Raw genomic sequence first — 22,794 nt, 5'->3', positions numbered from 1 at the left:
ATCATGAAGTCCATTTCTGTCCTGACCGGCGTCCGGTTCCAGCCGGAGCACTTTCTCCAGCACATGAAAAAGTCGAAAAAGTTCTCTTACATCGACTTTTCCTATGTGGACACCCTTTACAGCCCCTGCTGGGTGTTCCAGCTGCGGGTGGCCATCCCGGTGACAAAGTCCGTCAAGCGCTACGCGGGCTATTACGCGGGCTTTGAGGAGTCGACGATGACGCCGGGAAAGCTGTCCCGTCTGCCCGGGTCCCATCCGGTGGAGGTGGCCGAGCAGGCCATCCTGCCCAGCCGCCTGACGGAGGACCAGGCATTGAAACAGGCCTGGGACTATAACAAGCTGTGGGTGGTGCGCAAGTTCAAGTGTCTCTACGCTCCCCCGGAGCTGGAGGACCACAAGACGGAGCTGGTGTATAAGCCCATGTATCTCATGCGGTTTTATAACCGGGACCTGGACGAGGAGAAATATAAGGTGATGGACTCCCTCTCCGGCGATCTGGAGGACCTGGTGCTGGAGTAATGGCGAAAATTGACCGGAGTGAACCGGTCCGTGCAACAAAGTAAGTTCCTCCTTTTGAAGCAAAGGAGCGGATATCAAACAAGCCAAACGCCGTCCGCGCAGTCATGCGCGGACGGCCCAGCCCGTTTTTTACATCTGAACAGCAGGACCCCGGCGGCTTTTGCCGCCGGGGTCCTGCTGTTGAGAAATGACAAAGAAATGAAAAATTACATGTACAGCTGCTCGATCTTGAAGTTGTGGGTGCGCAGATAGAACTTCAGCACGTCCTGCAGGGCGTACACGGGCACGGGACCCACCAGGTCGCAGTCCACAACGCCAACGCCATACTGAGAGGCCTCGCTCTTGATGGTCTCGAACACGCGGTGGATGGGGGTCTTCTCATAGTTGGTCAGGTTCATGGACACCTGAACGATGCCGTCCCGGTCCTCCAGGACCAGGGCGATGGCGCGGACATACTGATAGCCGCCGGTGACGGCGCGGACGGCCTTGACGATCTTCTTGCCGATGTCCAGGTCCTTGGTCTGAAGGTTCACGTTGAAGGCCACCAGGGGGAAGCGCACGCCGGTGACGGTGGCGCCGCTCTTGGCGTTGAAAGAGGAGGGGCCCTCGTCGGGCTTCCAGGCGGGGTCCTTCATCTTCTCCTCCAGACCCTCATACTGACCCTTGCGGATCTTGGGCAGGCTCTTGCGCTCCTCGCTGGTGGCGGCGTCCTCATAGTAATAGACGGGCACGCCCAGCTCGCCCATGAACTTGCCATACTCGCGGCAGATCTCCAGGGCCTCGTCGATGGTGACGTCCTTCACGGGGATGAAGGGGACCACGTCCACGGCGCCGATGCGGGGGTGCGCGCCGGAGTGCTTGGTCATGTCAATCAGCTCCACGGCCTTGGCGGACAGGCGCTTAGAGGCCTCCAGAACGGCACGGGGCTCGCCCTTAAAGGTGAACACGGTGCGGTTGTGGTCGCCGTCAGAGGAGATCTCCATCAGGTCGATGGGGTCGCCGGCCAGCATGGCGTCGCGGACCTGGTCGATCAGACCCTGGTCTCTGCCCTCGCTGAAATTCACTTCTGCCATTAAACACTTCATGATGATCGACTCCTATTCTATGATAAAAATTTAAAAGGAACAACATTGTCGCGGGGCCTGCGGCCCCAGGGGGGAGGGGAAAGGCTTAGTAGCAGATGGCCTGAAGCAGCAGCTCCAGCATGGCCTCCTTCAGGCTGGCGATGGTCTCTTCCTTCTTGATGAGACCCAGGTTGGCGTTGATGTTCAGCACGCAGTCCTTCACGCCGCCCTGAGCCAGATACAGGGCGCTGGTCAGGTCAGACAGGCAGGCGGGGTTGGAGTTGCCCCGCAGCTGAACGCCCAGCTCGTACACACGGGCGTTCAGACGGCCGTTCTCCAGGGGGACCTCGGCGGCCCGGGTGGCGGCGGCCTCCACGGCGGCGCGGCGGGCGGCCTTCTCCTCGTCGGTGCCCTTGGGCAGCTTAAAGGCGTCCACAATCATGCAATAGGCCTCGGTGTCGTGGACACAGCCCTCCTGAAGCTGCTGGTTCAGCTGCTCCAGCTCGTTGATGATGGCGTCATACTGCTCCTCGGTGAAGTTGACGGGCTTCTTCTTGGACAGCTTGGCCACCATGGAGAGCATACCGGCGGCCATAGCGCCGGACAGGGCGGAGGCGCAGCCGCCGCCAACGGTGGTGTCGTCGGAATCGGTGATCTTGTCCAGAACTTCGTAAACCTTGGAATTCATTGGAATTATCCCCTTTCATATCATGCTGACTTGGATATGCGCTGGATAAACGAAAAAGGCACGAAAAAAGCTCTACAGGTCCGCGGACAGGGACAACAACGACCCGACCCCCTGGCCGGAGCCAGAGAGAAAAGAAAGTTGTTCAACTGTCGCGTACTTGTAAAGCTACATTCAGTGCCTTATGGTCAAACCATATCAGATTTTGGAGGGATTTTCAAGTGAGTCAGTGGCAGAAATTTTTTATTTAAGAATTTTGCACAATTACTTTCTTTTTTAAAGAAGCGCTTTAGTTGGAAGAAGAAATAGGGACGAGGGGACGGAATCCTTCCGTCACGGCTTCGCCGTGCCACCTCCCTTTCACAAGGGAGGCTGATGTTCTGCACCGTTAGGCCCCCTTGTCAAAGGGGGCTGGCATCGCCGCAAGGCGATGACTGGAGGATTCCGTCGAAAATGCATTCGCCGTCGGCGGGCGGACCTCCGTGTCCGCCCGCGATGACCACCGCACCTAACGATACCCACCCTCATCCGGCCCTTCGGGGCACCTTCCCCCAGGGGAAGGCAACAGTTCACCCCGCGTTTTCGTGGGCCTGGAGCTGGTCGCCCACTTGGCTGACCAGGATGATGGAGGCGGGGTTGCCGCCCTTTTGGCTGCTCTGCTTGGCCAGCTCATAGCGGCGCTTGGCCTCGTCCCAGTCGCCCTTTTTCATGGCCAGCAGGGCGGCATAGGACTGGGCCCGGGAGCGGCCCCACATGGCGCCCAGGGTCTCGAAGCAGCGGTTGGCCTTGTCGATGTGCTCCTGGGCCTCGTCCAGCAGGCCCAGCTGGAGCAGGGCATACCCGGCGTTGGCCTGGAAGACGGCCACGCCGCTGACCATCTCGTTGTCGCAGCACTGGATGGCCTTCTGGTAATACTCCAGGGCCTCCTTCCACAGCTTGCGGGCCTGGCGGCTCTCGCCCAGATAGTTATAGCAGGCGGCCAGCCCCATGCGATAGTCAGAGTTGGTCTTGCACAGGGCCTCCATCCGCCGGATGACCTGCTGGAGCACCGACTCCGCCTGGGCATATTGAGAGCTCTTCATGCAGAACAGCCCCCGCAGGCGCATGACGGTGCAGTTGTCCGCCTCGGAGTATTCGTGCTCTTTCACCAGCTGCTCGCACACCAGCAGATTTTGATAGTACATCTTCAGGTCGTCGATCTGGATGGCGTGGAAGATGAGCTGCAGGTGGTTTTCCAGCTCATATTGCCAGTCGTGGAGCTTTTCCGCCAGGGCGATGCTGGTCTGGATGTTCTTCAGGCCCACCTCGTAGTTGCCGGAGTACAGGTCATAGCGGCCGATCAAAAACTCCAGCTTCATCCGCAGGGGCTCCATCTCACTGGAGTTTTTGCTGAGGGAGCGGATCTGGTCGGCCAGGGACACCAGCTCGTCGGCGGCGGCCAGGCGGGGCAGACTGTGCTCCGACTCGGCGCTGCTGTTGGTCAGGGCGGTGGGATAGATCTCGTGCTGCACGGCGTAGAAGGCTTTGAGATATTCCAGGCGATAGGTATAGGCCTTGCAGATGTCGTTGCACTGCTGGAAGTGGTTGATGAGCATGGGGCACAGGTTGATGTCCCCGGTGCGCAGGAACTTGGCCTCGCAGGCCTCGGCGGCCATGCGGTGGAGCAGGATGCGCTTGTCCTTCAGCAGACTGTTATAGACATAGTCCCGGATCAACTGGTGGGAGAAGCCATAGCCCGTGAAGTTATAGGTGCTCCGCACACAGATGAGCTGTTTGGACAGCAGGGACTCCAGGCTCTTCAGGATCTGGATGGTGCTGTCGGTGGTCAGGGCCTGAAGCTCCTCCATGGTGGCAAAGCGGGGATAGAGGGAGATGTGCTCCAGCAGGGTGCGCTCCTCCGGGGTGAGGTTCATCAGGCGGCTTTGGATCATGCCCGTGGTCTTGGGGGAGAGCTGGTTCCACTCGCCGCCGTGCTCCAGTTCCTTTAAGTATTCAAACAGAAACAGGGCGTTTCCGTCGGTGTTGTGACAGATGCGCTCCAACGCGCCGGGGATGCTCAGTAGCTCGGGCTTGCGCTCCTGGATCAGCTTTTTGATCTCCTGCTCGGTAAAGCGGGAGATGACCACCTCCTGGAGAAGGCCGTTGGCCAGCAGGGGGGCCTTCAGGGCGGTGAGGTTAGAGCTGCTGTCGCTGCGGCTGGTGAGCACGGCCATCACCTTTTGCTGCCGGGACCAGAACAGCAGATTGCTCAGCAGGCGGCGGCTGGCGGCGTCCATCCACTGGATGTCGTCGATGAAGAGGATCACTTTCTTCTCCGGCAGGGCGTCGGACAGGGTCTGGAAGATGTTTTCCACAAAAAGCTCGTACTGTGTGGAAAACACGGACACGTCCACCTGCTGGTGGGAGTAGAAATCGGGGGCGGGGGTATAGGGGATGCGGTGCTCCTTGCACAGCTTCTCCGCCTGGGAGAGGACGTCGTTCCAGGGCTTGAGATACAGCTCCTCCTCGGTCTGCACGCACTGATAATAGATGGGGATGAACAGCTCGCTGTCCAGGGAGGACTGAAGGTGGCTCATGATGGCGCTCTTGCCGATGCCGGCCTCGCCGCTGAGGAGGATGGAGCTGGAGCCCTTGCCCTGGCGGAACCGCTGGATACTGGACAGCAGCAGCAGCATCTCCTGCTCCCGGCCAAAGAAGTATTCCGCCGGTTTCTGGCCGCTGGGCTTGGGGGCGCCGCAGCGGCGCAGCTGGGCCGCCTCGGCCATGATCTCCTCGGTGCGCTCCTCGGGCCCCACCTCTAATTCACTGGCCAGGGCCTTGCGCAGCTTTTGATAGGTGCGCTCGGCCTCGACCACGCCGCCCAGGCGGAGCATCCCGCTGAGCAGGGTCTGGAACAGCTCCTCCTCCAGGATGCTCTTGCCCAGCAGGGCCACGGCGCAGTCCTCCATGGCGGCCAGGTCATCCCCCTGGCTGACGGCGTTCACCCGGCTGTTGGCGGCCTTGCGATATTGCCGCAGCAGGTCCTCTCGGATGCCGGTGGCCCAATTTTCAAACTCGATACAATTCTTAATGTAGAAATAGCCCAAAAAGTCGCCGGTGTAGCGCTGGAAGATGTTCTCCTCCGTCACCTGGTCAAAGTCGATAGAGGCGATGCACTCCTTCTTTAAGGTGATGCGGTTGTTCCCCTCGGCGCTGATGAGCTCCTCGCCGAAGAGCTTTTTTAAATGATAGAGGGCGTCCCGCAGATTTTTGCGGGCAGACCCCTCGGTGCAGTCGGCCCAGAAGATGCCGATGGCCTCGTCCCGGGAGACGACGCCCTTGATACACAGATAATAAAACAGTCCTTCTACCTTGCGATAAGGGAAGATGACCTCGGTATGGTCCAGCAAAACCCGGGGGTTGCCTAACAGAAATACCTGGACTTCCATAAGATCGGTAGCCTCCTGTCCTAGATTTTCAGTGTGTTCTATTTTACCAGCATTTTTTGCTTTGTCCAGAGGGATTCAATGATTTATCACGTGAAAATAAAATTTACATGATTTGGATAAAAATAGGGTTTTTGACCGGAAGAGGCGGGGGAACCACCTGTATTTTCGCTGAATCGACGATAAAAAGTGGATTATCGACGAAAAAAGCTGTAAGAAAAAATGGAGAGGGCAAATTTATCGATGGTCTATCGACAGTTGGCTGGTATGATAAACGCGTACTTGAAAGCTACGAACCCCCGACAGTCAATAAACCCTGACAAACAAAAACGCTATTAAAATTTTTGCTTGAATGGAGGAAAATAGTTATGTCTCAGAATGGTGGTAACATGTTCCCCGCCAAGGCGGAGAAGCCCGAGGTCCTGTATGAGGTAAAGGCCCAGCGCGGTGGCTTTGACAAGCCCGACACCCTGCGCTGCAAGGGTTGGAAGCAGGAGACCATCCTGCGGATGCTGGAGAACAACATGGAGAACGCCGAGATCCCCGAGATGCTGGTCATCTACGGCGGCAACGGCAAGTGCGCCCGTAACTGGGAGTCTTACTACGCCATCATCGAGTCTCTGAAGAACCTGGAGAACGACGAGACTCTGGTCATCCAGTCCGGCATGCCCGTGGCCGTGTTCAAGACCCACAACCTGGCCCCCCGTGTTGTGATGGCCACCACCAACATCATGAAGGCCACCTGGGAGCGGTTCTATGACCTGCAGGACAAGAACCTGACCATCTTTGCCCAGTACACCGCCGCTCCTTGGGAGTACATCGGCACCCAGGGCGTTATCGAGGGTACCTTCGAGACCCTGTCCGCCATCGTCCTGAAGAAGGGCTGGGACAACGATATGCACGGCAAGATCTTCCTGACCGCCGGCGCCGGCGGCATGGGCGGCAACCAGACCTGGGCCGGCAAGATGCACGGCGCCGTGGTCATCCTGGCCGACGCTGACGAGCGCGTCATCGACCGCCGTATCTCCAAGGACTACATGGACATGAAGGTCCACTCCCTGGACGAGGCCTGGAAGATCGCTCAGGAGCACGTGGCCAAGGACGAGCCCATCTCCATCGGCGTGGTCGGCAACGCCGCCGACATCTACGAGGAGGCCCTGGCGAAGAACTATCTGCCCGCCGTGGTCACCGAGATGTGCCCCTGCCACGACCCCATCTCCTACATCCCCTCCGGCTACACCGGCGAGCAGGCTGATATCTACCGCGGCGAGCACCGCGAGCAGTATCTGCACGACGCCCGCGAGACCATGAAGCGCCAGCTGCGCGCCATGATCGAGTTCAAGAAGCGCGGCGTCGAGGCCTTTGAGTATGGCACCAGCATCCGCAAGGAGTGCATGGACGCCGGTATGCCCGAGGCCGAGGCCAAGCAGATCGAGGGCTTTGTGGCCGGTTACATCCGTCCCCTGTTCTGCGAGGGCCGTGGTCCCTTCCGCTGGACCTGCATCTCCGGCGATCCCGCCGACCTGGCTCGTCTGGACGACCTGGCTCTGGAGATCTGCAAGGGCGATCACCTGGTGGAGCGGTGGATCGGTCTGGCCCGCAAGTGCCTGCCCATCGAGGCTCTGCCCGCCCGTATCTGCTACATGGGCTTTGGCGAGCGCAAGCGCTTCGGTCTGGCCGTGAACGACCTGATCAAGAAGGGCGAGATCAAGGGCCCCGTGGCCTTCTCCCGCGACAACCTGGACTCCGGCTCCATCGTGAACCCCACCTTCGAGTCTGAGAACATGCCCGACGGCGGCGACTACATCTCCGATTGGCCCATGCTGAACGGTCTGCTGGACTGCGCTGCCATGTGCGACCTGATCGCCATCCAGGCCAACTACTCCATGGGCGAGGCCGTGCACACCGGCGTTACCATGATCGCCGACGGCACTGAGGAGGCCGACTTCCGTCTGGCCGCCTGCATGACCACCGACTCCGGAATCGGCGTGGTGCGTCACGCTCAGGCTGGTTACCAGATCGCCAAGGACGTCTGCAACGGCAAGGGCAAGATCGCCGGCGGCGAGAGCATCAAGATCCCCCTGTGGTGGGAGCCCGCCGACAAGGTCACCTTCGGTCCCGAGGGCCGCTTCGTCCGGTAATCTACACAGTCTTATTCATAAGTTCCTTCATAATAACACTCAGCCGGGCGGACACGAAAGTGTCCGCCCGGTTGGGTTTTTGTCTTTCAATAGGTGGAAGAAAAAAGCCTTCCCCTGGGGGAAGGTGGCGCGGCGCAGCCGTGACGGATGAGGGGAAGGCCGAAGGACCGGGAGCTGCTGCGTGGGAATCCTCCAGTCATCGCCTTACGGCGATGCCAGCCCCCTTTCACAAGGGGGCCTATTGGTGCAGCACATCAGCCTCCCTTGTTAAAGGGAGGTGGCACGGCGAAGCCGTGACGGAAGGATTCCGTCGTTGGCGTACTGGTATCGCGGGCGGCTAATAGCCGCCCCTACACCGGTTTACCATAATATGCGTAGGGGCGGCCTTTGTCCGCCCGCCGATAACGTATGCACCCACGATGCCCACCCTCATCCGTCACGGCTTCGCCATGCCACCTTCCCCCTGGGAGGGGGAAGGCTATATCCGTTCTGACGCAACCGCTTCCATCCCTTCGGCGTTCCCCTCATCCGGCGCTGCGCGCCACCTTCCCCCAGGGGAAGGCTTCCCTCTCAGTCACGGCTTCGCCGTGCCAGCTCCCCCGAGGGGGGAGCCAAGACGCGTCTGGTGCGGCGGCTGAGACCTTGCCTCCCCCTGTGGGGGAGGTGCCCCGCAGGGGCGGAGAGGGCCGCCCTCAAAACACAAAAAAGCTCTCCCTCCCTGGGGGTTTCAGGGAGGGAGAGGAAGAAGGGGCCGCGGCTGTTCTCTGGGGTGGAGAGGACAGCCGCGTTTGAACTCTGGTGATCTTTGGCCGGTGTTCCAGTCGCGCCGAGTGCCCGGTATCTTCTTTTGTGTCAGATCAGGGGGAGCGAATTACTTCAGCTCGCCGATGGCCTGCTCCACGGCGTCCACGATCTTGCCGGAGCGGATCATGGCGGCGACCTTGTTCATGTCCAGATAGATGGCGCGGTCCTTGTCCATGAAGGTGACCTCGCTGCGGACCAGGTCATAGGCGGCCTTAGAGCCCTTGCCCAGCTTGTTGCTGTCCTTGAAGTCGGCGGCCTGGGCGGCGCACAGCAGCTCGATGGCTAGGACCATCTGCACGTGGCTGATGATGGTGGCGGCCTTTCTGGAGGCGATGGTGCCCATGGACACGTGGTCCTCCTGGTTGGCGGAGGTGGGGATGGAGTCCACGCAGGCGGGGTGAGCCAGCACCTTGTTCTCGGAGACCAGGGCGGCGGCGGCATACTGGGCGACCATGAAGCCGTCGTTGATGCCCTCCACGGGGGTCAGGAAGCCGGGCAGACCGCTCAGCTGAGGATTGACCAGGCGCTCCACGCGGCGCTCGGCCACGTTGGCATACTCGGCGATGGCGATGCCCAGGGTGTCCATGGCCACGGCCACGGGCTGACCGTGGAAGTTGCCGCCGGAGAAGATGTCGCCGTTGTCGGGGAAGATCAGGGGGTTGTCGGTGACGGAGTTGATCTCGGTCTCGATGACCTGCTTCACATAGTCATAGGCCATGCGGCTGGCGCCGTGGATCTGAGGCAGGCAGCGCAGGGTATAGGCGTCCTGCACGCGGACGCGGCCCTGGTGAACGGTGAGCTGGCTGCCCTCCAGCAGCTTGCGGAAGTTGGCCGCCACGTTGATCTGGCCGCTGTGGGGACGGATCTCCTGGATGCGGGGATCATAGGGGTCCACGATGCCTTCCAGGGCGTCCACGGTGAGGGAGGCGGAGATGTCGGCGGTCTTGATGATGATGCCGGCGTCATACACGGCCAGGCTGGCCACGCCCATCATGGCGCAGGTGCCGTTGATGAGGGCCAGGCCCTCCTTGGCCTTCAGGCGGACGATGGGGATACCGGCGGCCTCCATGGCCTCCTTGCCGGACATTACCTTGCCCTGATAGACGGCCTCGCCCTCGCCGATCATGGGCATGACCATGTGAGCCAGGGGGCACAGGTCGCCGCTGGAGCCCACGGAGCCCTTCTCGGGGATGACGGGGTGGACGCCGCGGTTGAGCATCTCCAGCAGGGTCTCTACGGTGGACAGGCGGATGCCGGAGAAGCCCTTGGCCAGGGCGTTGGCCCGCAGCAGCATGATGGCCCGGGTCACGTCCTCCTTAAAGGGATCGCCCACGCCGCAGGCGTCGGAGACGATCAGGTTGTACTGGAGCTGGTCCAGCTCGGCCTCGGGGATGGCCACGTTGACGAACTTGCCAAAGCCGGTGTTCAGGCCATAGACGACCTTCTCCTCGGCGATGTTCTTCTCCACGATGTCGCGGGAGATTTGAATGGCCTTTTTGGCCTCTTCAGTCAGGGCGACCTTTGCGCCATGGCGGCAGATAGCTACCACGTCTTCCAGGGTGAGGCTGTTACCGTCCAGATAAACTGTCTTTTCCATGTGCGATCTCCTCCAAAATTTATAAATTTTATAAATGTATGCGAAATCAAAATGTGCGCCGGAGAAAGGTTGTACACTTTCTACATTGCATGTGTCTAAAGAGTACCGGAAAACTGTCGATGAATCGTCGATTATTTTTCCGGGGATTCGTCGGTAGGCATTTCTTTTTTTCTTTTTTTCAAAATGGGATTCGTCGCTTTTTCGTCAGTACGCTACTATAATAAGTGACAGTTGAATCCGGGATACCCTTGCTTCTTTTTGTGACATCTGCGAAGATATCGCGCAGACGCAAATGTCGTCCAGACGGGAGGTGCTTTAGAAGAGGGAGAAATCTTAGGTCTATCCATGCAACCAAAAGAAAGGAGAAAAATCGAATGTTGGAGATTATCAGTAATCCAGTCACACTATCCGTTATTGTCATGTGTGTTCTCTGTTTGTTCAAACTCAACGTGATCCTTTCCCTGCTGGTCGCAGCTATGGTCGCCGGTCTTACCGCCGGACTGGACCTGGACGTTATCATGGGCTTTGTCATCGACGGCCTGAACGGCAACGGTACCAACGCGTTGGCTTACCTGCTGCTGGGCACCTTCGCCGCCGCTCTGACTGACACTGGTCTGGCTACTCTGCTGGGTAAGTGGATCGCCTCTGCGGTCAAGGAGCGCAAGTGGGTGCTGCTGCTCACCTTCCTGCTGTGCGCCTGCATCTCCGGCACCCTGGTCCCCATCCACATCGCTTACATCCCCATCCTGTATCCCCCCCTGCTGCATATGATGAATAAGATGAAGATGGACCGCCGTCAGGCCGCCTGTGTCACTGAGTGTGGCCTGGTCGCCATGTACGTCACCATCCCCATCGCTTATGGTTCCATTTTCCAGGGCATCATCGCCGACAACATGACCGCCAACGGCATGCCCATCGAGCTGATGGAGGTCTGGCCCTATACCATCATCCTGGGCGTGGGCATGCTGGTCGGCCTGATCAGCTCCTGGTGGTTCTATCGCAAGCCCCGTGAGTATAAGGACATCGCCATTGATGGCCACGAGATCACCGCTGACGACCTGAAGCTGACCAAGGACCACATCGTGGGTCTGGTCTCCATCGTGGCCGTGCTGGTCGTCCAGCTGACCATGGACTCCATGCCTCTGGGCGCTATGGCCGGTCTGGCCATCCTGTTCCTGGGCGGCGCCGTGAAGATCCGCAACAGCGACGGCACCGTGGCCGAGGGCATCCGCCTGATGGGCATGATCTCCTTCGTGATGTTGATCGCCGGCGGCTATGCCAACGTGGTCCGCAATACCGGCGCTGTTGACACTCTGATCGATGCCACCCTGGGCGTTCTGGGTGACAGCCGCTCCGTGGCCATCATGGTTCTGATCCTGATCGGTCTGCTGATCACCATGGGCATCGGAACCTCCTTCGGCACCATCCCCGTCATTGCGCTGCTGTACGTCCCCATGTGTCAGCGTCTGGGCATCAGCCTGGGTGCCACCACCTGTCTGATCGCCTGTGCCGCCGTTCTGGGCGACGCCGGTTCTCCCGCTTCCGACTCCACCCTGGGTCCCACCGCAGGTCTGAACGCCGACGGACAGCACGATCACATCTGGGACACCTGCGTACCTACCTTCCTGTTCTACAACATCCCTCTGGTCGTCGCCGGCTTTGTCGGCTGCATGATCCTGTGATCTGATTGCAGATCAAACCGCGACTTTCCTGCGAGGATGACAACTGCGGCGCGAATTTAAGTAAACTGTGGGACCCCGGATGATCCCAAGTCCCCAAAGGCCGCCTGGAGCCAAACGCCCCAGGCGGCCTTCCTTATGTTCTGTGGGCGCGTCCCGGCTGTGTGGGCTTGCACAGCCGGGGCGTTTTTGTCTGTTTTATTCTTTTATTATAAGGTACATCAGAAGATGATCCCATATTTTCGGATGCGGTATTGCAGGCTTTGGCGCAGGATGCCCAGGGCCTGGGCGGTCTGGGAGATGTTATAGCCGCAGCGGTCCAGGGCCTGGGTGATGATCTGCTTTTCATAGTCGTCCATCAGGGCCTGGAGGGAGGTGTGGGAGAAGTCGATGCCGGCGGAGAGGGCCGGAGCGGCGCTCTGCCGGGGGGCGGGGGCCTGGTTCTTGCGGAGATAGGCGGGCAGATGCTCCACCGTCATCACGTTGCTGTCGGCCACGTTCTGGGCGTAGTCCAGCACATGGAACAGCTCCCGCACGTTGCCCGGCCAGCGATAGGCCCGCAGGAGCTGATAGACCTGAGGCTGGATGTCGGTGATGCGGTGGACATATTGAAAGGCGGTCTGCTCCAGGTGATACTGGGTCAGCTGCTCCAGATCCTCCAGATGCTCCCGCAGGGGGGGCAGCTCGATGATGACGGAGGACAGGCGATAGAACAGGTCCCGGCGGAACTTGTTTTCCTCCACCGTCTGGAAGGGGTCCTCGTTGCAGGAGGAGATGATGCGCACGTCCAGCTCCAGATCTTTCTTGCCGCCCACCCGGCGGAAGGTGCGCTCTTGCAGCACCCGCAGCAGCTTGGACTGCATGGTCAGGCTCATGGAGTTCAGCTCGTCCAGGAACAGGGTGCCCCCGTTGGCCTCCTCAAAGTAACCGGCCTTGTCCTCGCTGCCGGTAAAGCTGCCCTTGGCCGTGCCGAAGAGCAGACTTTCGATCAGCGTCTCCGGGATGGCGGCGCAGTTGATGGCCACGAATTTTTTCCCCGCCCGGGGGCTGGAGCGGTGGATGCTCTGGGCAAAGATCTCTTTCCCCGTGCCCGTCTCTCCCACCAGCATGACGGGGCTGTTCTGGGGGGCCACCCGCTGGGCCAGCTCTGCGGCGGAGCGGAGCTTTGGACTGCCGCCGACGACGTTTTCAAAGGTATAGCCGGAGAAGCGGACGGTGGTGGTGTCGTAAGCATAGCGCTTTAGGGCGTTTTGGGTGTCCTGAATGCTCTTGAGATATTTGGGGATGGTCACCTCCGTGTGCTCAAAGGACACGGCTCCTGCCAACTGCCCCCCCTGAAAGATGGGATAGGAGGTGTTGGAGCTGGCGATGGTGGTGCCGTTTTCCACAGAGAACTTGTCCACCCGGTCAATGACAGGGGACTGGGTGCGCAGGGCGGTCATGGTGGTGCTGATGTTCTCGTCCAGGTCATATAGGTCCAGCAGGTGGCGGCCCTTCACCCGCACGCCGCTGGGGATGTTGGCGATCTGGCGGCTGGCCTTGTTGAAATAGACCACGTGGGCGTTTTTGTCATAGACCTGTACGCCGAAGGGGATCTGGTCCAACGAGCGGGTATATAAGTATTCCCGGTTGGGTCCCCAGGACAGCAGCAGATATTGCCGCCCCTCCTCCGGGGCGGGCAGCACCAGATAGCTCAGCTGCTCCCCGTCCCACACAAAGCTGCCCCCCGGGCGCTGGTCGGGCAGGGGAAGCACCTCGGGGATGGTGTGGCCGTGCTCCACCCAGTGCTCGCACATGGGGCGATAGGGCAGGGCGGCATCGTTCCCGCCCCAGGTGAGGGCCAAAAACTCCTGCCGGGGACCGATGGTGAATAAAACGTCGAACAAAGACACGGCGGGGCCTCCTTTTTTCGCTTCAAAGAGATGGATACAGCATGATTATACCCATGTCCCCACTGGGCTGTCAAGAAAAAACGCAATGATATTTTGCTATATGCAAAAATAAATTGCACAGATGCGGCCATTTGGAGAAACGGAGCTGCCGGACAGATGGGAAAAACAGGGAGTGAGAGGGCGACCATCCAGGCAAAAACCGGCACTTTGCACGAGTGAAGCCCATGAAACCTATACAAAATAAATAAAGAAAAGAAAATACACGCGAATTATAAAGTTTGGCACGGCCCTTGCTTTATAATTAAAGCGTAAGGCAAGGTAGGTGCCTGTGTGAACGCAAATTGAAAAATAGGAGATGCAAATTATGAAGAGCGAAAAAATTACGATTCGCAAACCAGTCTTCATTACGATGGCTGTTTTGTACATCGCGATCATCGTCCTCGGCCTGGCTGCCCCGGAGTGGTTCTCCGCCGGTGAGGCCGCTATCGTGGAATTCACCTGCCGAAAGTTCGGCGCCCTGTATGATCTGCTGACGCTGGGTCTGGTGGCCTTCTGTGTGTGGGTCATGTTCTCCAACAAAGTTGGCAGCATTAAGATCGGCGGCAAGGACGCCAAGCCCATTATGAGCAAGTGGAGCTGGTTCGTCATCTCCCTGTGCGGCGGCATCGCCACCGGCATCGTGTTCTGGAGCATTGCCGAGCCCATCACCCACTTCATCGAGGGCATCCCCGGTTTCGCCAGCCTGTATCCCCCCGAGAGCGAGCTGGGTGCCACCCTGGCCCTGGCTACCACCTACCTGCACTGGGGCATTTCTGAGTATGCTTATTACTGCGTGGCCGGCATCGCCATCGGCGTGGCCGTGTATAACATGAAGCTCCCCTACCGCGTCAGCGCCTGCCTGTATCCCATCCTGGGCAAGAAGGCCATGGGCGTCATCGGTACCATCATCGACATCCTGTGCGTGTTCGGCCTGGCCGGCGGCGTGTCCGCCTCCCTGTGCGAGGGCGCCCTTCAGCTGGGCGCCGGCATCGGCATCCTGACTGGCATGACCCCCGGCCGCATGATGTGGATCATCCTGCTGGTGGCCGTGGTCATCACCTTCCTGATCTCCAGCTACACCGGCATCGGCAAGGGCGTGCGCTTCCTGTCCGATAAGAACGCCAAGCTGTATATGGGTCTGATGCTGTTCGTCATCCTGTTTGGGCCTACCTCCTACATCCTGAACAACGCTACCCAGGCCTTTGGCTTCCACATTGAGCACTTCTTCACCCAGTCCACCTATCTGTCCGGCTTTGACGGCGAGATGTGGCCCACCTGGTGGACCATCAACTACTGGAGCTGGATGATCGCCTATGCCCCCCTGATGGGCATCTTCCTGGCCAAGATCGCCCGTGGCCGCACCCTGCGTGAGTTCACCATCTATAACTTCCTGCTGCCCGGCCTGTTCGGCATTGTGTGGTTCGGCATCTTTGGTTCCTCCGCCATCTTCTATGAGACCAATGGCGGCGGCATCTATCAGAGCATGCAGGAGCTGGGCACCGAGTCCGCCGTGTTCGCCTTCTTCAAGAACATGCCCATTTCCGCCGTCCTTGACGTGGTGTTCCTGTTCACGGCATTCCTGTCCATCGTCACCCTGTGCGACTCCATGACCACCACCATTTCCTCCCTGTCCATCAACGCCAAGAACGCCGCCGTGGCCGAGCCCCCCGCCAAGATCAAGATCTTCTGGGGCATCACCGTGTCTCTGGTCTGCTTCGTGAACCTGGCCACCGCCAGCACCGTGGGCAATGTCAGCGGCATCGACGCCACCAAGCAGCTGGCCATCTCCACCGCCTTCCCCCTGATGTTCGTGATGATCCTCATCCTGATCAGCGGCGTGCTGATGCTGAAGAACTATCACAAGTATGACACCGTGGACCACCCCGAGAATTCCGTGGTGGACAAGGACCTGATCTGCGACTTCGACGAAGACGCGATCATGTAAGATCGATCAAAGTTCATAGTATATCCCCTTCTAAGCGCCGGTCCTGGAGCAGACCCCTCGTTCCGGGACCGGCATTTTCATGAAAAAATTAGGAAGAATCCTCCAGCTATCGCCTGGGGATCTCACCGGAGTGCAAGGCAGGTATTGACCATGAAAAAGGAACAACAGACTGTGGTGCTGGGTCAGCCCATCACCATGGAGCAGTTTATCGCCGTGTGCCGCTTTGGCGCACAGGTGGAGTTCTCCGACGACTATTGCCAGCGGGTGCGCAAGTCCCGCCAGCTGGTGGAGCGCTGGGTGGACGAGGGAAAAGTGATGTACGGCGTCACCACCGGCTTCGGCTCGCTGTGTACCAAGGCCATCAGCAAGGAGGAGACGGCCAAGCTCCAGGAGAACATCATCCTGTCCCACTCCGTCTCCCTGGGCGAGCCGCTGAGCATCGAGCGGGTGCGGGGCGTGATGCTGATGATCCTGCAGAACCTGGGCCAGGGCTATAGCGGCGTGCGGCTGGAGCTGCTGGAGCAGTATCGCCAGTTCCTGAACCGGGGCGTGACCCCCTGGGCCCCCGGGGACGGCAGCGTGGGCTATCTCTCCCCCGAGGCCCACATGGCCCTGGTGCTCATTGGCCGGGGCAAGGCCTATTACCAGGGGGAGCTGCTGCCCGGCGACCAGGCCCTGAAGAAGGCCGGGCTGGAGCCCATCACCCTCAGCTCTAAAGAGGGCCTGGCCCTGGTGTCCGGCACCACCTCCGCCACCGCCATGGCCGCCCTGGGGCTCTATGACTTCCAGAAGGCCGCCAAGTCCGCCGACATCATCGGGGCCATGTCTCTGGAGGCCCTGAAGGGCGTGATGAACGCCTTTGATGCGCGGGTCATGCAGGTGCGCCCCCACACTGACCAGGGGGACACCGCCGAGAACGTCCGCCGCATCCTGGCCGGGTCCGGCATCATCGAGAAGTATCGGGGCCACCGGGTGCAGGACGCCCTGTCCCTGCGGTGCATCCCCCAGCTCCACGGCGCGGCCAAAAAGACCTTCCGGGACGCCGAGAAGACCATCGAGATCGAGATGAACTCCTGCTGTGACAACCCCATCCTGTGGCCCGAGGAGGGCAACCAGGACGTGATCTCCGCCTGCAACCCCGACTCGGCCTATGTGGGCATGGAGATGGACTCCGCCTGCATCGCCGCCGTCTCCCTGGCCAAGATGTCGGAGCGGCGGAACAACCGGATGATCGACGAGTCCCTGTCCGGCTATCCCAGCTTCTGCATCGCCAACCCCGGCCTGAACTCCGGCCTGATGATCCCCCAGTACACCCAGGCGGGCCTGATCAACGAGATGCGCGGCCTGGCCACCCCCTCCACCATCGACAACACCCCCACCTGCGGCAACCAGGAGGACTATGTGGCCATGGGCTATCCCGCCTGCAAAAAGTCCGGCCCCATGGCGGAGAAGCTGGAGTCGGTGCTGGCCATCGAGCTGCTGTCCGCCTATCAGGTGCAGCAGTTCGTGGACCCGGACGTGAAGCGCAGCCCCGCCACCCAGGCGGTGCTGGACGAGATCGCCAAGCACGTGCCCGTGCTGAAGCAGGACGACTTTTTGTTCCCCTATATCCAGTATCTGAAGGACTTTATCCACTCCGGCGCCCTGATCCGCGCCGCCGAGTCCGTCACCGGGCCCCTGAAGTAAGCGAAAACCCCCGCCGGACACCCGGCGGGGGTTTTCGTACAGAAAGAACGGATTGCCACGTCACCCCTTCGGGGTTCCTCGCAATGACAGGGAACAGGAACTTGTCATTGCGAGGAGCGAAGCGACGTGGCAATCCGTATCTTTTATGTCCAACTCTCCCACACATCCGGGCAATACCCAACCGTTGCCTGCCGCCCGTTGCGGACGATGGGGGTGCGCAGAAGGGTGGGGTCCTCCAGAATGTGCTCGATCTTTGCCTGGTTGTCGGCCAGATAGCCCAGCAGAGCGGCGTCCGGGTGATCTGGGTCCACCAAGTTGTCCAGACCCACGGCGGAGATGACGCTGGTCAGCTCCCCCCGGCTGATGCCGATCTTCTTCAAGTCGATATCCTGAAATTTCACCCGGCGCTCTTTGAAATAGCGCTGGGCTTTTTTCGTATCAAAGCACTTTTTCACACCAAAGATCTGAATGTTCATATCCGTCCTCCCGCACCGTCTGTTTTCCCCTATGATACCAGGTTTTTCTCCCAGGGACAAGGCTGTTTTCAGCCATACTAAGTTCAGGTTATCCACAAGAGGGGGCGAAATTGTGGAAAAATTGGCGCAGCTGGGGTTTATCTTGGCCCGCCGGGGGAGAGTGGGCCTGGCCTGGACGCCGGACGGGGCGGGGGAGGAACTGGTGAGAGTCTGCGCCGGGGGCGTGACGGCGGCGGGGGGCCGGGCGGAGCTTTTCCCCAATTTGAACAGCCCGGTGGAGGGGAGCTGGGCGGCCCGGCGGTGGGGCCTGCCCGCTTTTTTGTTTTTTGACACGGAGGGCCCGCCCCGGCTCCACCTGTTTGACCGGCTGGGGCTGCCCTTCGCCCCGGACGCTTTGAGCCGGCTGAAGGAGGCCCTCTCCCAGCCAGCGACAGGCGGGGCGGAGGGGGGAGCGTGGACCGTCCGCTGTGTTCCGCCGGGCCTGTGGGCGGGGGAGACCGCCCGGCAGCTGGCCCTGGGGCGGAGCGGCCCTCCCTGGCGGCATCGGCAGGCGGCGGTGCCCGGAGACCGGGGGGCGGACCGGGACTTGGGCCGGGTGCTCTCCGCCCTGGGCTGGCAGGTGGAGGCGCGGTGGCGGCCCGGCATTCCCGCTTTTTTCACCGCCCGGGGCGGCTTTTGCCTGCTGGCCCAGGACGAGACGGGAGCGCCCATCCCCCCGGAGCGCCTGCTGGCTCTGGTGGCCCTGATCGAGATGGAAAACGGCGGGGGAGTGATCGCTCTGCCCGCCTGCCGCGCCGCCGGGGCCGCCCTGGCGGCGGCGGGCTGTGGGGGTCAGGTGCTCACCCTGGAGCGGGACGGGGAGCGGGCCCGCAGACTGTACGCCGCCCGCCCCTGGCTGTGGTCCGCCCCCGCCGCCGCAGGCCGCATCTGCGCCAGAATGGCCGCCTCGGGGGAGAGGTTGAGCACGCTGGCGGGGCTGGTGGGGGAGGGTTCGGGCGGATGAGGGGGATTTGTGTCCGCCCACCCTCTCAGGCACGGCTAACGCCGTGCCAGCTCTCCCACAGGGAGAGCCAAGATCGTCCTGTCTGTCATTGCGAGGAGCGAAGCGACGCGGCAATCCGCCTTGCCTCCCCCACGAAACGACGTTCTTTTCTGAAACTGGTGGTATACTTTTATCTGTGAGTGTGTTATACTGTCCATATCGATTCATCAGGATTTATGCGCACGGGGGTGGCTGACGCGACCTTTTGCCCCTCCGGCGTTTAAATATTCCGTTTGCCAAAGCCGCGATCACAGGCGGGGACGGCGGACGGAGCACAGCGGAAAAGACCAGACCAAGAGGACCCAGGACGGACCCTCTCCCCGGCGAGGCAGGGCCGGTGAGACGTCTGACCAGGGTCTGAAAGCCGTGCCAGGAGCACGGCTGTTTTGGCATGGGCTTTTCTGCGCAGACTGCGGACCATTTTAATATCATGTGTTTCCCGCCCCCGCAGGGGGCGGGAAACACCAGGTCTGAAGTATCACGACGTTTTATAATAATTTTGATAGAAAAGGAGCTATTATGGCAGAAAAACTGAAAATTATTTCCCTGGGCGGACTGAATGAGATCGGGAAGAACCTGACGGTCTATGAGTACGGCGGCGACATCATCGTGGTGGACTGCGGCATGGGCTTCCCGGATGACGATATGTACGGTATCGACGTGGTCATCCCCGACGTGAGCTATCTCATCAAGAACCAGAGCAAGATCCGGGGCATCTTCATCACCCACGGACACGAGGACCACATCGGGGCCCTGCCCTATGTGCTGCGGTCCATCAACGCCCCCATCTATGCCACCCGCATGAGCATGGGCCTGATCCGCCTGAAGCTGGAGGAGCACCGCCTGCTGTCCAAGACCAAGCTCATCACCTGCGAGGCCGGGGACGTGGTGAAGGCGGGCAAGTTCAGCGTGGAGTTCATCCACGTGAACCACTCCATCGCCGACGCGGTGGCCTTTGCCATCAAGTGCCCCGTGGGCACCTGCGTCCACACCGGCGACTTTAAGATCGACTCCACCCCCATCCAGGGGGGCATGATGGACCTGGCCCGCCTGGGCGAGCTGGGCAAGGAGGGGGTGCTGGCCCTGCTGGCCGACTCCACCAACGTGGAGCGTCCCGGCTTCACCCGCAGCGAGCGCAGCGTTGGGGCCTCCTTCGACGCCCTGTTCCGGGGCTGCGAGGAGCGCATCATCGTCACCACCTTCGCCTCTAACGTGGACCGCATCCAGCAGATCATCGACGTGGCCGCCCGCTATGGCCGGAAAGTCGCCGTCACCGGCCGCTCCATGGAGAACATCATGAAGGTGTCCACCGAGCTGGGCTATATGAACGTGCCCGACGGGGTGCTGATGGATTTGAATCACATCAAGTCCCTGCCCAAGAACAAGGTGTGCATCATCACCACCGGCAGCCAGGGCGAGACCATGTCCGCCCTGACCCGCATGGCCTTTAACACCCACCGCCAGGTGGACCTGATGCCCGGGGACCGGGTGATCATCTCCGCCTCCGCCATCCCCGGCAACGAGAACGCCATCGGCAACGTGGTCAACGAGCTCTATCGCAAGGGGGCCGAGGTGATGAACGAGCGGGAGCTGGCCCTCCACGTCTCCGGCCACGCCTGCCAGGAGGAGCTGAAGATCGTCCACGCCCTGGTCAAGCCCAAGTTCTTCATCCCCGTCCACGGCGAGCAGCGGATGCTTCAGATCCACGCCCGCCTGGCCCAGGGCATGGGCATGGACCCCAGCCACGTGCTGGTCAGCGACATTGGCCGGGTGATGGAGCTCACCCCCAACTCCGCCCGTCTGGCGGGCACCGTCACCGCCGGGCAGGTCTTTGTGGACGGCTACGGCGTGGGCGACGTGGGCAGCGTGGTCCTGCGGGACCGCCGCCACCTGGCCCAGGACGGCATGATCGTGGTGGTGCTGTCCATGTCCGGGGAGGACGGCGCCCTGGTCTCCGGCCCGGACATCATCACCCGGGGCTTTGTGTATGTGAAGGAGTCGGAGGGCCTGATGGAGGAGCTGCGCCAGGTGGCCATGGAGGCCATCCAGGGCGTGGACACCCGCTACGCCACCGACTGGTCCGCCATCAAGAGCGCCATCAAGGGCGACCTGTCCAACTACCTGTACAAGAAGACCAAGCGCTCCCCCATGATCCTGCCTGTTATCATGGAGGTGTGATAAAAACCGTGGCTCTCCCGAAAAAAGGAGAGTCACGGTTTTTCTTGCTATATTTTGGATAATGTGGTATACTGACCGTGGCGCATGGAAATGCGCTGGCGCTGCCAGTAGCGGTAGGCGGGGGCCCCTTCATTAGGGAGGAGGCCGAACTTCATATGTTGTTTCCTCCTCCACTACATGGGAGGGGGTGATGGAAATGGTCACTTATTCTGATCTGTTTCAGCTTGGGATCCTGATCGTAAACATCATTACCCTGGTCATCCAGGTAAACAAAAAAACGAAGTAACCGCCCTAGTTCCCCAACTGTCCGGTTACCTCGTCTGTAACTGAGAAGGGGCCCGTCTACCGGCAGCGCCTTCCTCTTGTCTTTATTCTACTGTCAGAAAGAGGATTTGTCAATCCCCCGGCGTTGGCCATCATGAAAACGACACGCATTATTTTCAAAAAGCGTGAAAGATATATTATTTTTTAATCATCCGCCGTGGCCTGTTGGGCGATGGCGATGAAGCGTTCGCCGAAGTGGGACAGGGGGCGGTCCAGGCGATAGCCCGCGATGAGGCGGCTGAAGGTGGACGGGTCGGTGAGGGGGAAGAAGTCCACCCCGGCGGAGGAGGCGGAGGCGGCGGGGATGGCCCGCAGGAACAGCTCCGGGCAGATGGTGATGCCCACCCCCGCCTGGGCCATGGCCAGGGTGGTGACGGTGTTCTCCGTCTCTAAGATCAGCTTGGGCTTGAAGTAATACCGGCTGAAATATTGGTCCACAATGCTGCGGGTGCGGTTGCCCCGTTTGATGAGCACAAAGGGCATGGACTGAAAGGCCCCGATGTCCGCCCCGTTGGAAAACTGCTCCCGGATCACTTCCGCCTGGTCCCCGAAGAGCTGGTCGGTGAAGGAGCGGGGCACCACCATCACCAGCCGCTGCTGGGTGAGGTGGACGGTCTCCACCCCGTCCAGCATGATGGGCTGAAAGCAGATCACCAGGTCCACCCTGCCGTGGGACAGCTCGTCCTCCAGTTGGTTGGAGTTGCCCTCGTACAGGGAGAAGTCCACCATGGGGAACTCCTCCCGGAAGCGGGGCAGGATGTCGGGCAGCAGGGCCAGGCCGCAGGTGTGGGAGATGCCCACCCGCAGCACGCCCAGATAGTGGCGGTTGATGTCCCCCACCTTGCTGAGATACTGGCTGTACAGGTCGATGATCTGGGTGGCCGTCTGCACCAGCTGGTCCCCGGCATAGGTGAGGGCCAGCTTGGGGGAGCGGGTGAACAGCTTCACGTTCAGCTCCCGTTCCATGTTGCTGATGTGGCTGGACAGGGACTGCTGAGAGATGTAAAGCCGCTCGGCGGCCCGGGTGATGTTCAGCTCCTCGGCCACCATGAGGAAGTATTTCAGATGTAAAAAGTTCACGGATGCCTCCTTGTTGCAGCAAAGGGTGGACCGGCTCCCCTCCGGCATGAGCGGGCCCGGAGGGGCTGTTACTGGCATTGTACCACAATCAAAAGCCTGTGGCAACCCACGGTAAAAAGCTGGTGTTCCCAAAAGAATATCCGTGGCATAATAAGACCATGGATCATTGCGCCGAAACCGGCGCTTGTATGCACAAAACATAGCTGGATCATATTTTA

16 protein-coding genes are annotated in these 22,794 nt (G+C 60.4%); 8 read left to right on the top strand and 8 right to left on the bottom strand.

The genetic code is table 11. The annotated features are described in order from the left end of the window. Positions 1 to 3 precede the first annotated feature (3 nt). Positions 4 to 519 (top strand): hypothetical protein, encoded by a 516-nt coding sequence (locus ACSAMP_RS03985; RefSeq protein ID WP_441797022.1) that lies wholly within the window; start codon positions 4 to 6, stop codon positions 517 to 519. 206 nt (positions 520 to 725) lie between these two features. Here ACSAMP_RS03985 and ftcD read toward each other — a convergent pair whose 3' ends face one another. From ftcD to ACSAMP_RS03965, 4 genes are all read right to left on the bottom strand, one after another. Beyond that, a complete protein-coding gene (gene ftcD, locus ACSAMP_RS03980; RefSeq protein WP_457799591.1) occupies positions 726 to 1,604 on the bottom strand; it encodes a glutamate formimidoyltransferase in 879 nt (292 codons plus the stop codon). Positions 1,605 to 1,689: 85 nt separating this feature from the next. Further along, positions 1,690 to 2,271 carry a cyclodeaminase/cyclohydrolase family protein gene (locus ACSAMP_RS03975; protein WP_441797024.1) on the bottom strand — a complete coding sequence of 194 codons (582 nt, stop codon included), beginning with the start codon at positions 2,269 to 2,271 and terminating at the stop codon, positions 1,690 to 1,692. Positions 2,272 to 2,456: 185 nt separating this feature from the next. Next, positions 2,457 to 2,654 (bottom strand): hypothetical protein, encoded by a 198-nt coding sequence (locus ACSAMP_RS03970; RefSeq protein WP_457799590.1) that lies wholly within the window; start codon positions 2,652 to 2,654, stop codon positions 2,457 to 2,459. Between the two features lie 183 nt (positions 2,655 to 2,837). After that, positions 2,838 to 5,696 (bottom strand): ATP-binding protein, encoded by a 2,859-nt coding sequence (locus ACSAMP_RS03965; RefSeq protein WP_457799589.1) that lies wholly within the window; start codon positions 5,694 to 5,696, stop codon positions 2,838 to 2,840. Positions 5,697 to 6,061: 365 nt separating this feature from the next. Here ACSAMP_RS03965 and ACSAMP_RS03960 point away from each other — a divergent pair, with 365 nt between their 5' ends. Then, positions 6,062 to 7,834, top strand: a complete 1,773-nt coding sequence (locus ACSAMP_RS03960; RefSeq protein WP_457799588.1) for an N-tau-methylurocanate hydratase — start codon at positions 6,062 to 6,064, stop codon at positions 7,832 to 7,834. Between the two features lie 871 nt (positions 7,835 to 8,705). Here ACSAMP_RS03960 and hutH read toward each other — a convergent pair. Next, a complete protein-coding gene (gene hutH, locus ACSAMP_RS03955; protein ID WP_457799587.1) occupies positions 8,706 to 10,235 on the bottom strand; it encodes a histidine ammonia-lyase in 1,530 nt (509 codons plus the stop codon). Between the two features lie 374 nt (positions 10,236 to 10,609). On the opposite strand from hutH, the gene ACSAMP_RS03950 reads away from it, so the two are divergent. After that, complete coding sequence (locus ACSAMP_RS03950; RefSeq protein ID WP_457799586.1) at positions 10,610 to 11,917, top strand: Na+/H+ antiporter family protein; 1,308 nt, start codon at positions 10,610 to 10,612, stop codon at positions 11,915 to 11,917. A 218-nt stretch (positions 11,918 to 12,135) separates the two neighbouring features. Here the strand turns inward: ACSAMP_RS03950 and ACSAMP_RS03945 are convergent, their stop codons facing one another. Then, positions 12,136 to 13,806 carry a sigma-54 interaction domain-containing protein gene (locus tag ACSAMP_RS03945; protein WP_457799585.1) on the bottom strand — a complete coding sequence of 557 codons (1,671 nt, stop codon included), beginning with the start codon at positions 13,804 to 13,806 and terminating at the stop codon, positions 12,136 to 12,138. A gap of 364 nt (positions 13,807 to 14,170) precedes the next feature. On the opposite strand from ACSAMP_RS03945, the gene ACSAMP_RS03940 reads away from it, so the two are divergent. Next, on the top strand, positions 14,171 to 15,790 hold the full coding sequence (locus ACSAMP_RS03940) for a BCCT family transporter (protein WP_457799584.1): 1,620 nt from the start codon (positions 14,171 to 14,173) through the stop codon (positions 15,788 to 15,790). 150 nt (positions 15,791 to 15,940) lie between these two features. Further along, on the top strand, positions 15,941 to 17,476 hold the full coding sequence (locus ACSAMP_RS03935) for an HAL/PAL/TAL family ammonia-lyase (RefSeq protein ID WP_441796926.1): 1,536 nt from the start codon (positions 15,941 to 15,943) through the stop codon (positions 17,474 to 17,476). Between the two features lie 143 nt (positions 17,477 to 17,619). Here the strand turns inward: ACSAMP_RS03935 and ACSAMP_RS03930 are convergent, their stop codons facing one another. After that, positions 17,620 to 17,952, bottom strand: a complete 333-nt coding sequence (locus tag ACSAMP_RS03930; protein WP_457799583.1) for an arsenate reductase family protein — start codon at positions 17,950 to 17,952, stop codon at positions 17,620 to 17,622. A gap of 112 nt (positions 17,953 to 18,064) precedes the next feature. Here ACSAMP_RS03930 and ACSAMP_RS03925 point away from each other — a divergent pair, with 112 nt between their 5' ends. The 3 genes from ACSAMP_RS03925 (at position 18,065) to ACSAMP_RS03915 (ending at position 21,458) form a co-directional block, all read left to right on the top strand. Continuing rightward, complete coding sequence (locus ACSAMP_RS03925; protein ID WP_457799582.1) at positions 18,065 to 18,955, top strand: hypothetical protein; 891 nt, start codon at positions 18,065 to 18,067, stop codon at positions 18,953 to 18,955. A gap of 558 nt (positions 18,956 to 19,513) precedes the next feature. Next, positions 19,514 to 21,172: a ribonuclease J gene (locus tag ACSAMP_RS03920; RefSeq protein ID WP_441796929.1), complete on the top strand. Its 1,659-nt coding sequence runs from the start codon at positions 19,514 to 19,516 to the stop codon at positions 21,170 to 21,172. Positions 21,173 to 21,362: 190 nt separating this feature from the next. Further along, positions 21,363 to 21,458: a putative holin-like toxin gene (locus tag ACSAMP_RS03915; RefSeq protein WP_457799581.1), complete on the top strand. Its 96-nt coding sequence runs from the start codon at positions 21,363 to 21,365 to the stop codon at positions 21,456 to 21,458. A 182-nt stretch (positions 21,459 to 21,640) separates the two neighbouring features. Here the strand turns inward: ACSAMP_RS03915 and ACSAMP_RS03910 are convergent, their stop codons facing one another. Then, positions 21,641 to 22,576: a LysR family transcriptional regulator gene (locus tag ACSAMP_RS03910; protein WP_457799580.1), complete on the bottom strand. Its 936-nt coding sequence runs from the start codon at positions 22,574 to 22,576 to the stop codon at positions 21,641 to 21,643. Positions 22,577 to 22,794 lie beyond the last annotated feature (218 nt).

Source organism: Flintibacter sp. SJQ-8 (genome assembly GCF_054108085.1).
This window is presented reverse-complemented; position numbering and strand designations above follow the sequence as displayed.

Excerpts from the sequence above, each read along its gene's own strand:
- ACSAMP_RS03915 (WP_457799581.1), top strand. The coding sequence starts at position 21,363 with ATGGAAATGGTCACTTATTCTGATCTGTTTCAGCTTGGGATCCTGATC.
- ACSAMP_RS03940 (WP_457799584.1), top strand. The coding sequence starts at position 14,171 with ATGAAGAGCGAAAAAATTACGATTCGCAAACCAGTCTTCATTACGATG.
- ACSAMP_RS03960 (WP_457799588.1), top strand. The coding sequence starts at position 6,062 with ATGTCTCAGAATGGTGGTAACATGTTCCCCGCCAAGGCGGAGAAGCCC.
- ACSAMP_RS03935 (WP_441796926.1), top strand. The coding sequence starts at position 15,941 with ATGAAAAAGGAACAACAGACTGTGGTGCTGGGTCAGCCCATCACCATG.
- ACSAMP_RS03975 (WP_441797024.1), bottom strand. The coding sequence starts at position 2,271 with ATGAATTCCAAGGTTTACGAAGTTCTGGACAAGATCACCGATTCCGAC.
- ACSAMP_RS03920 (WP_441796929.1), top strand. The coding sequence starts at position 19,514 with ATGGCAGAAAAACTGAAAATTATTTCCCTGGGCGGACTGAATGAGATC.
- ACSAMP_RS03985 (WP_441797022.1), top strand. The coding sequence starts at position 4 with ATGAAGTCCATTTCTGTCCTGACCGGCGTCCGGTTCCAGCCGGAGCAC.
- hutH (WP_457799587.1), bottom strand. The coding sequence starts at position 10,235 with ATGGAAAAGACAGTTTATCTGGACGGTAACAGCCTCACCCTGGAAGAC.
- ftcD (WP_457799591.1), bottom strand. The coding sequence starts at position 1,604 with ATGAAGTGTTTAATGGCAGAAGTGAATTTCAGCGAGGGCAGAGACCAG.
- ACSAMP_RS03950 (WP_457799586.1), top strand. The coding sequence starts at position 10,610 with ATGTTGGAGATTATCAGTAATCCAGTCACACTATCCGTTATTGTCATG.
- ACSAMP_RS03930 (WP_457799583.1), bottom strand. The coding sequence starts at position 17,952 with ATGAACATTCAGATCTTTGGTGTGAAAAAGTGCTTTGATACGAAAAAA.
- ACSAMP_RS03965 (WP_457799589.1), bottom strand. The coding sequence starts at position 5,696 with ATGGAAGTCCAGGTATTTCTGTTAGGCAACCCCCGGGTTTTGCTGGAC.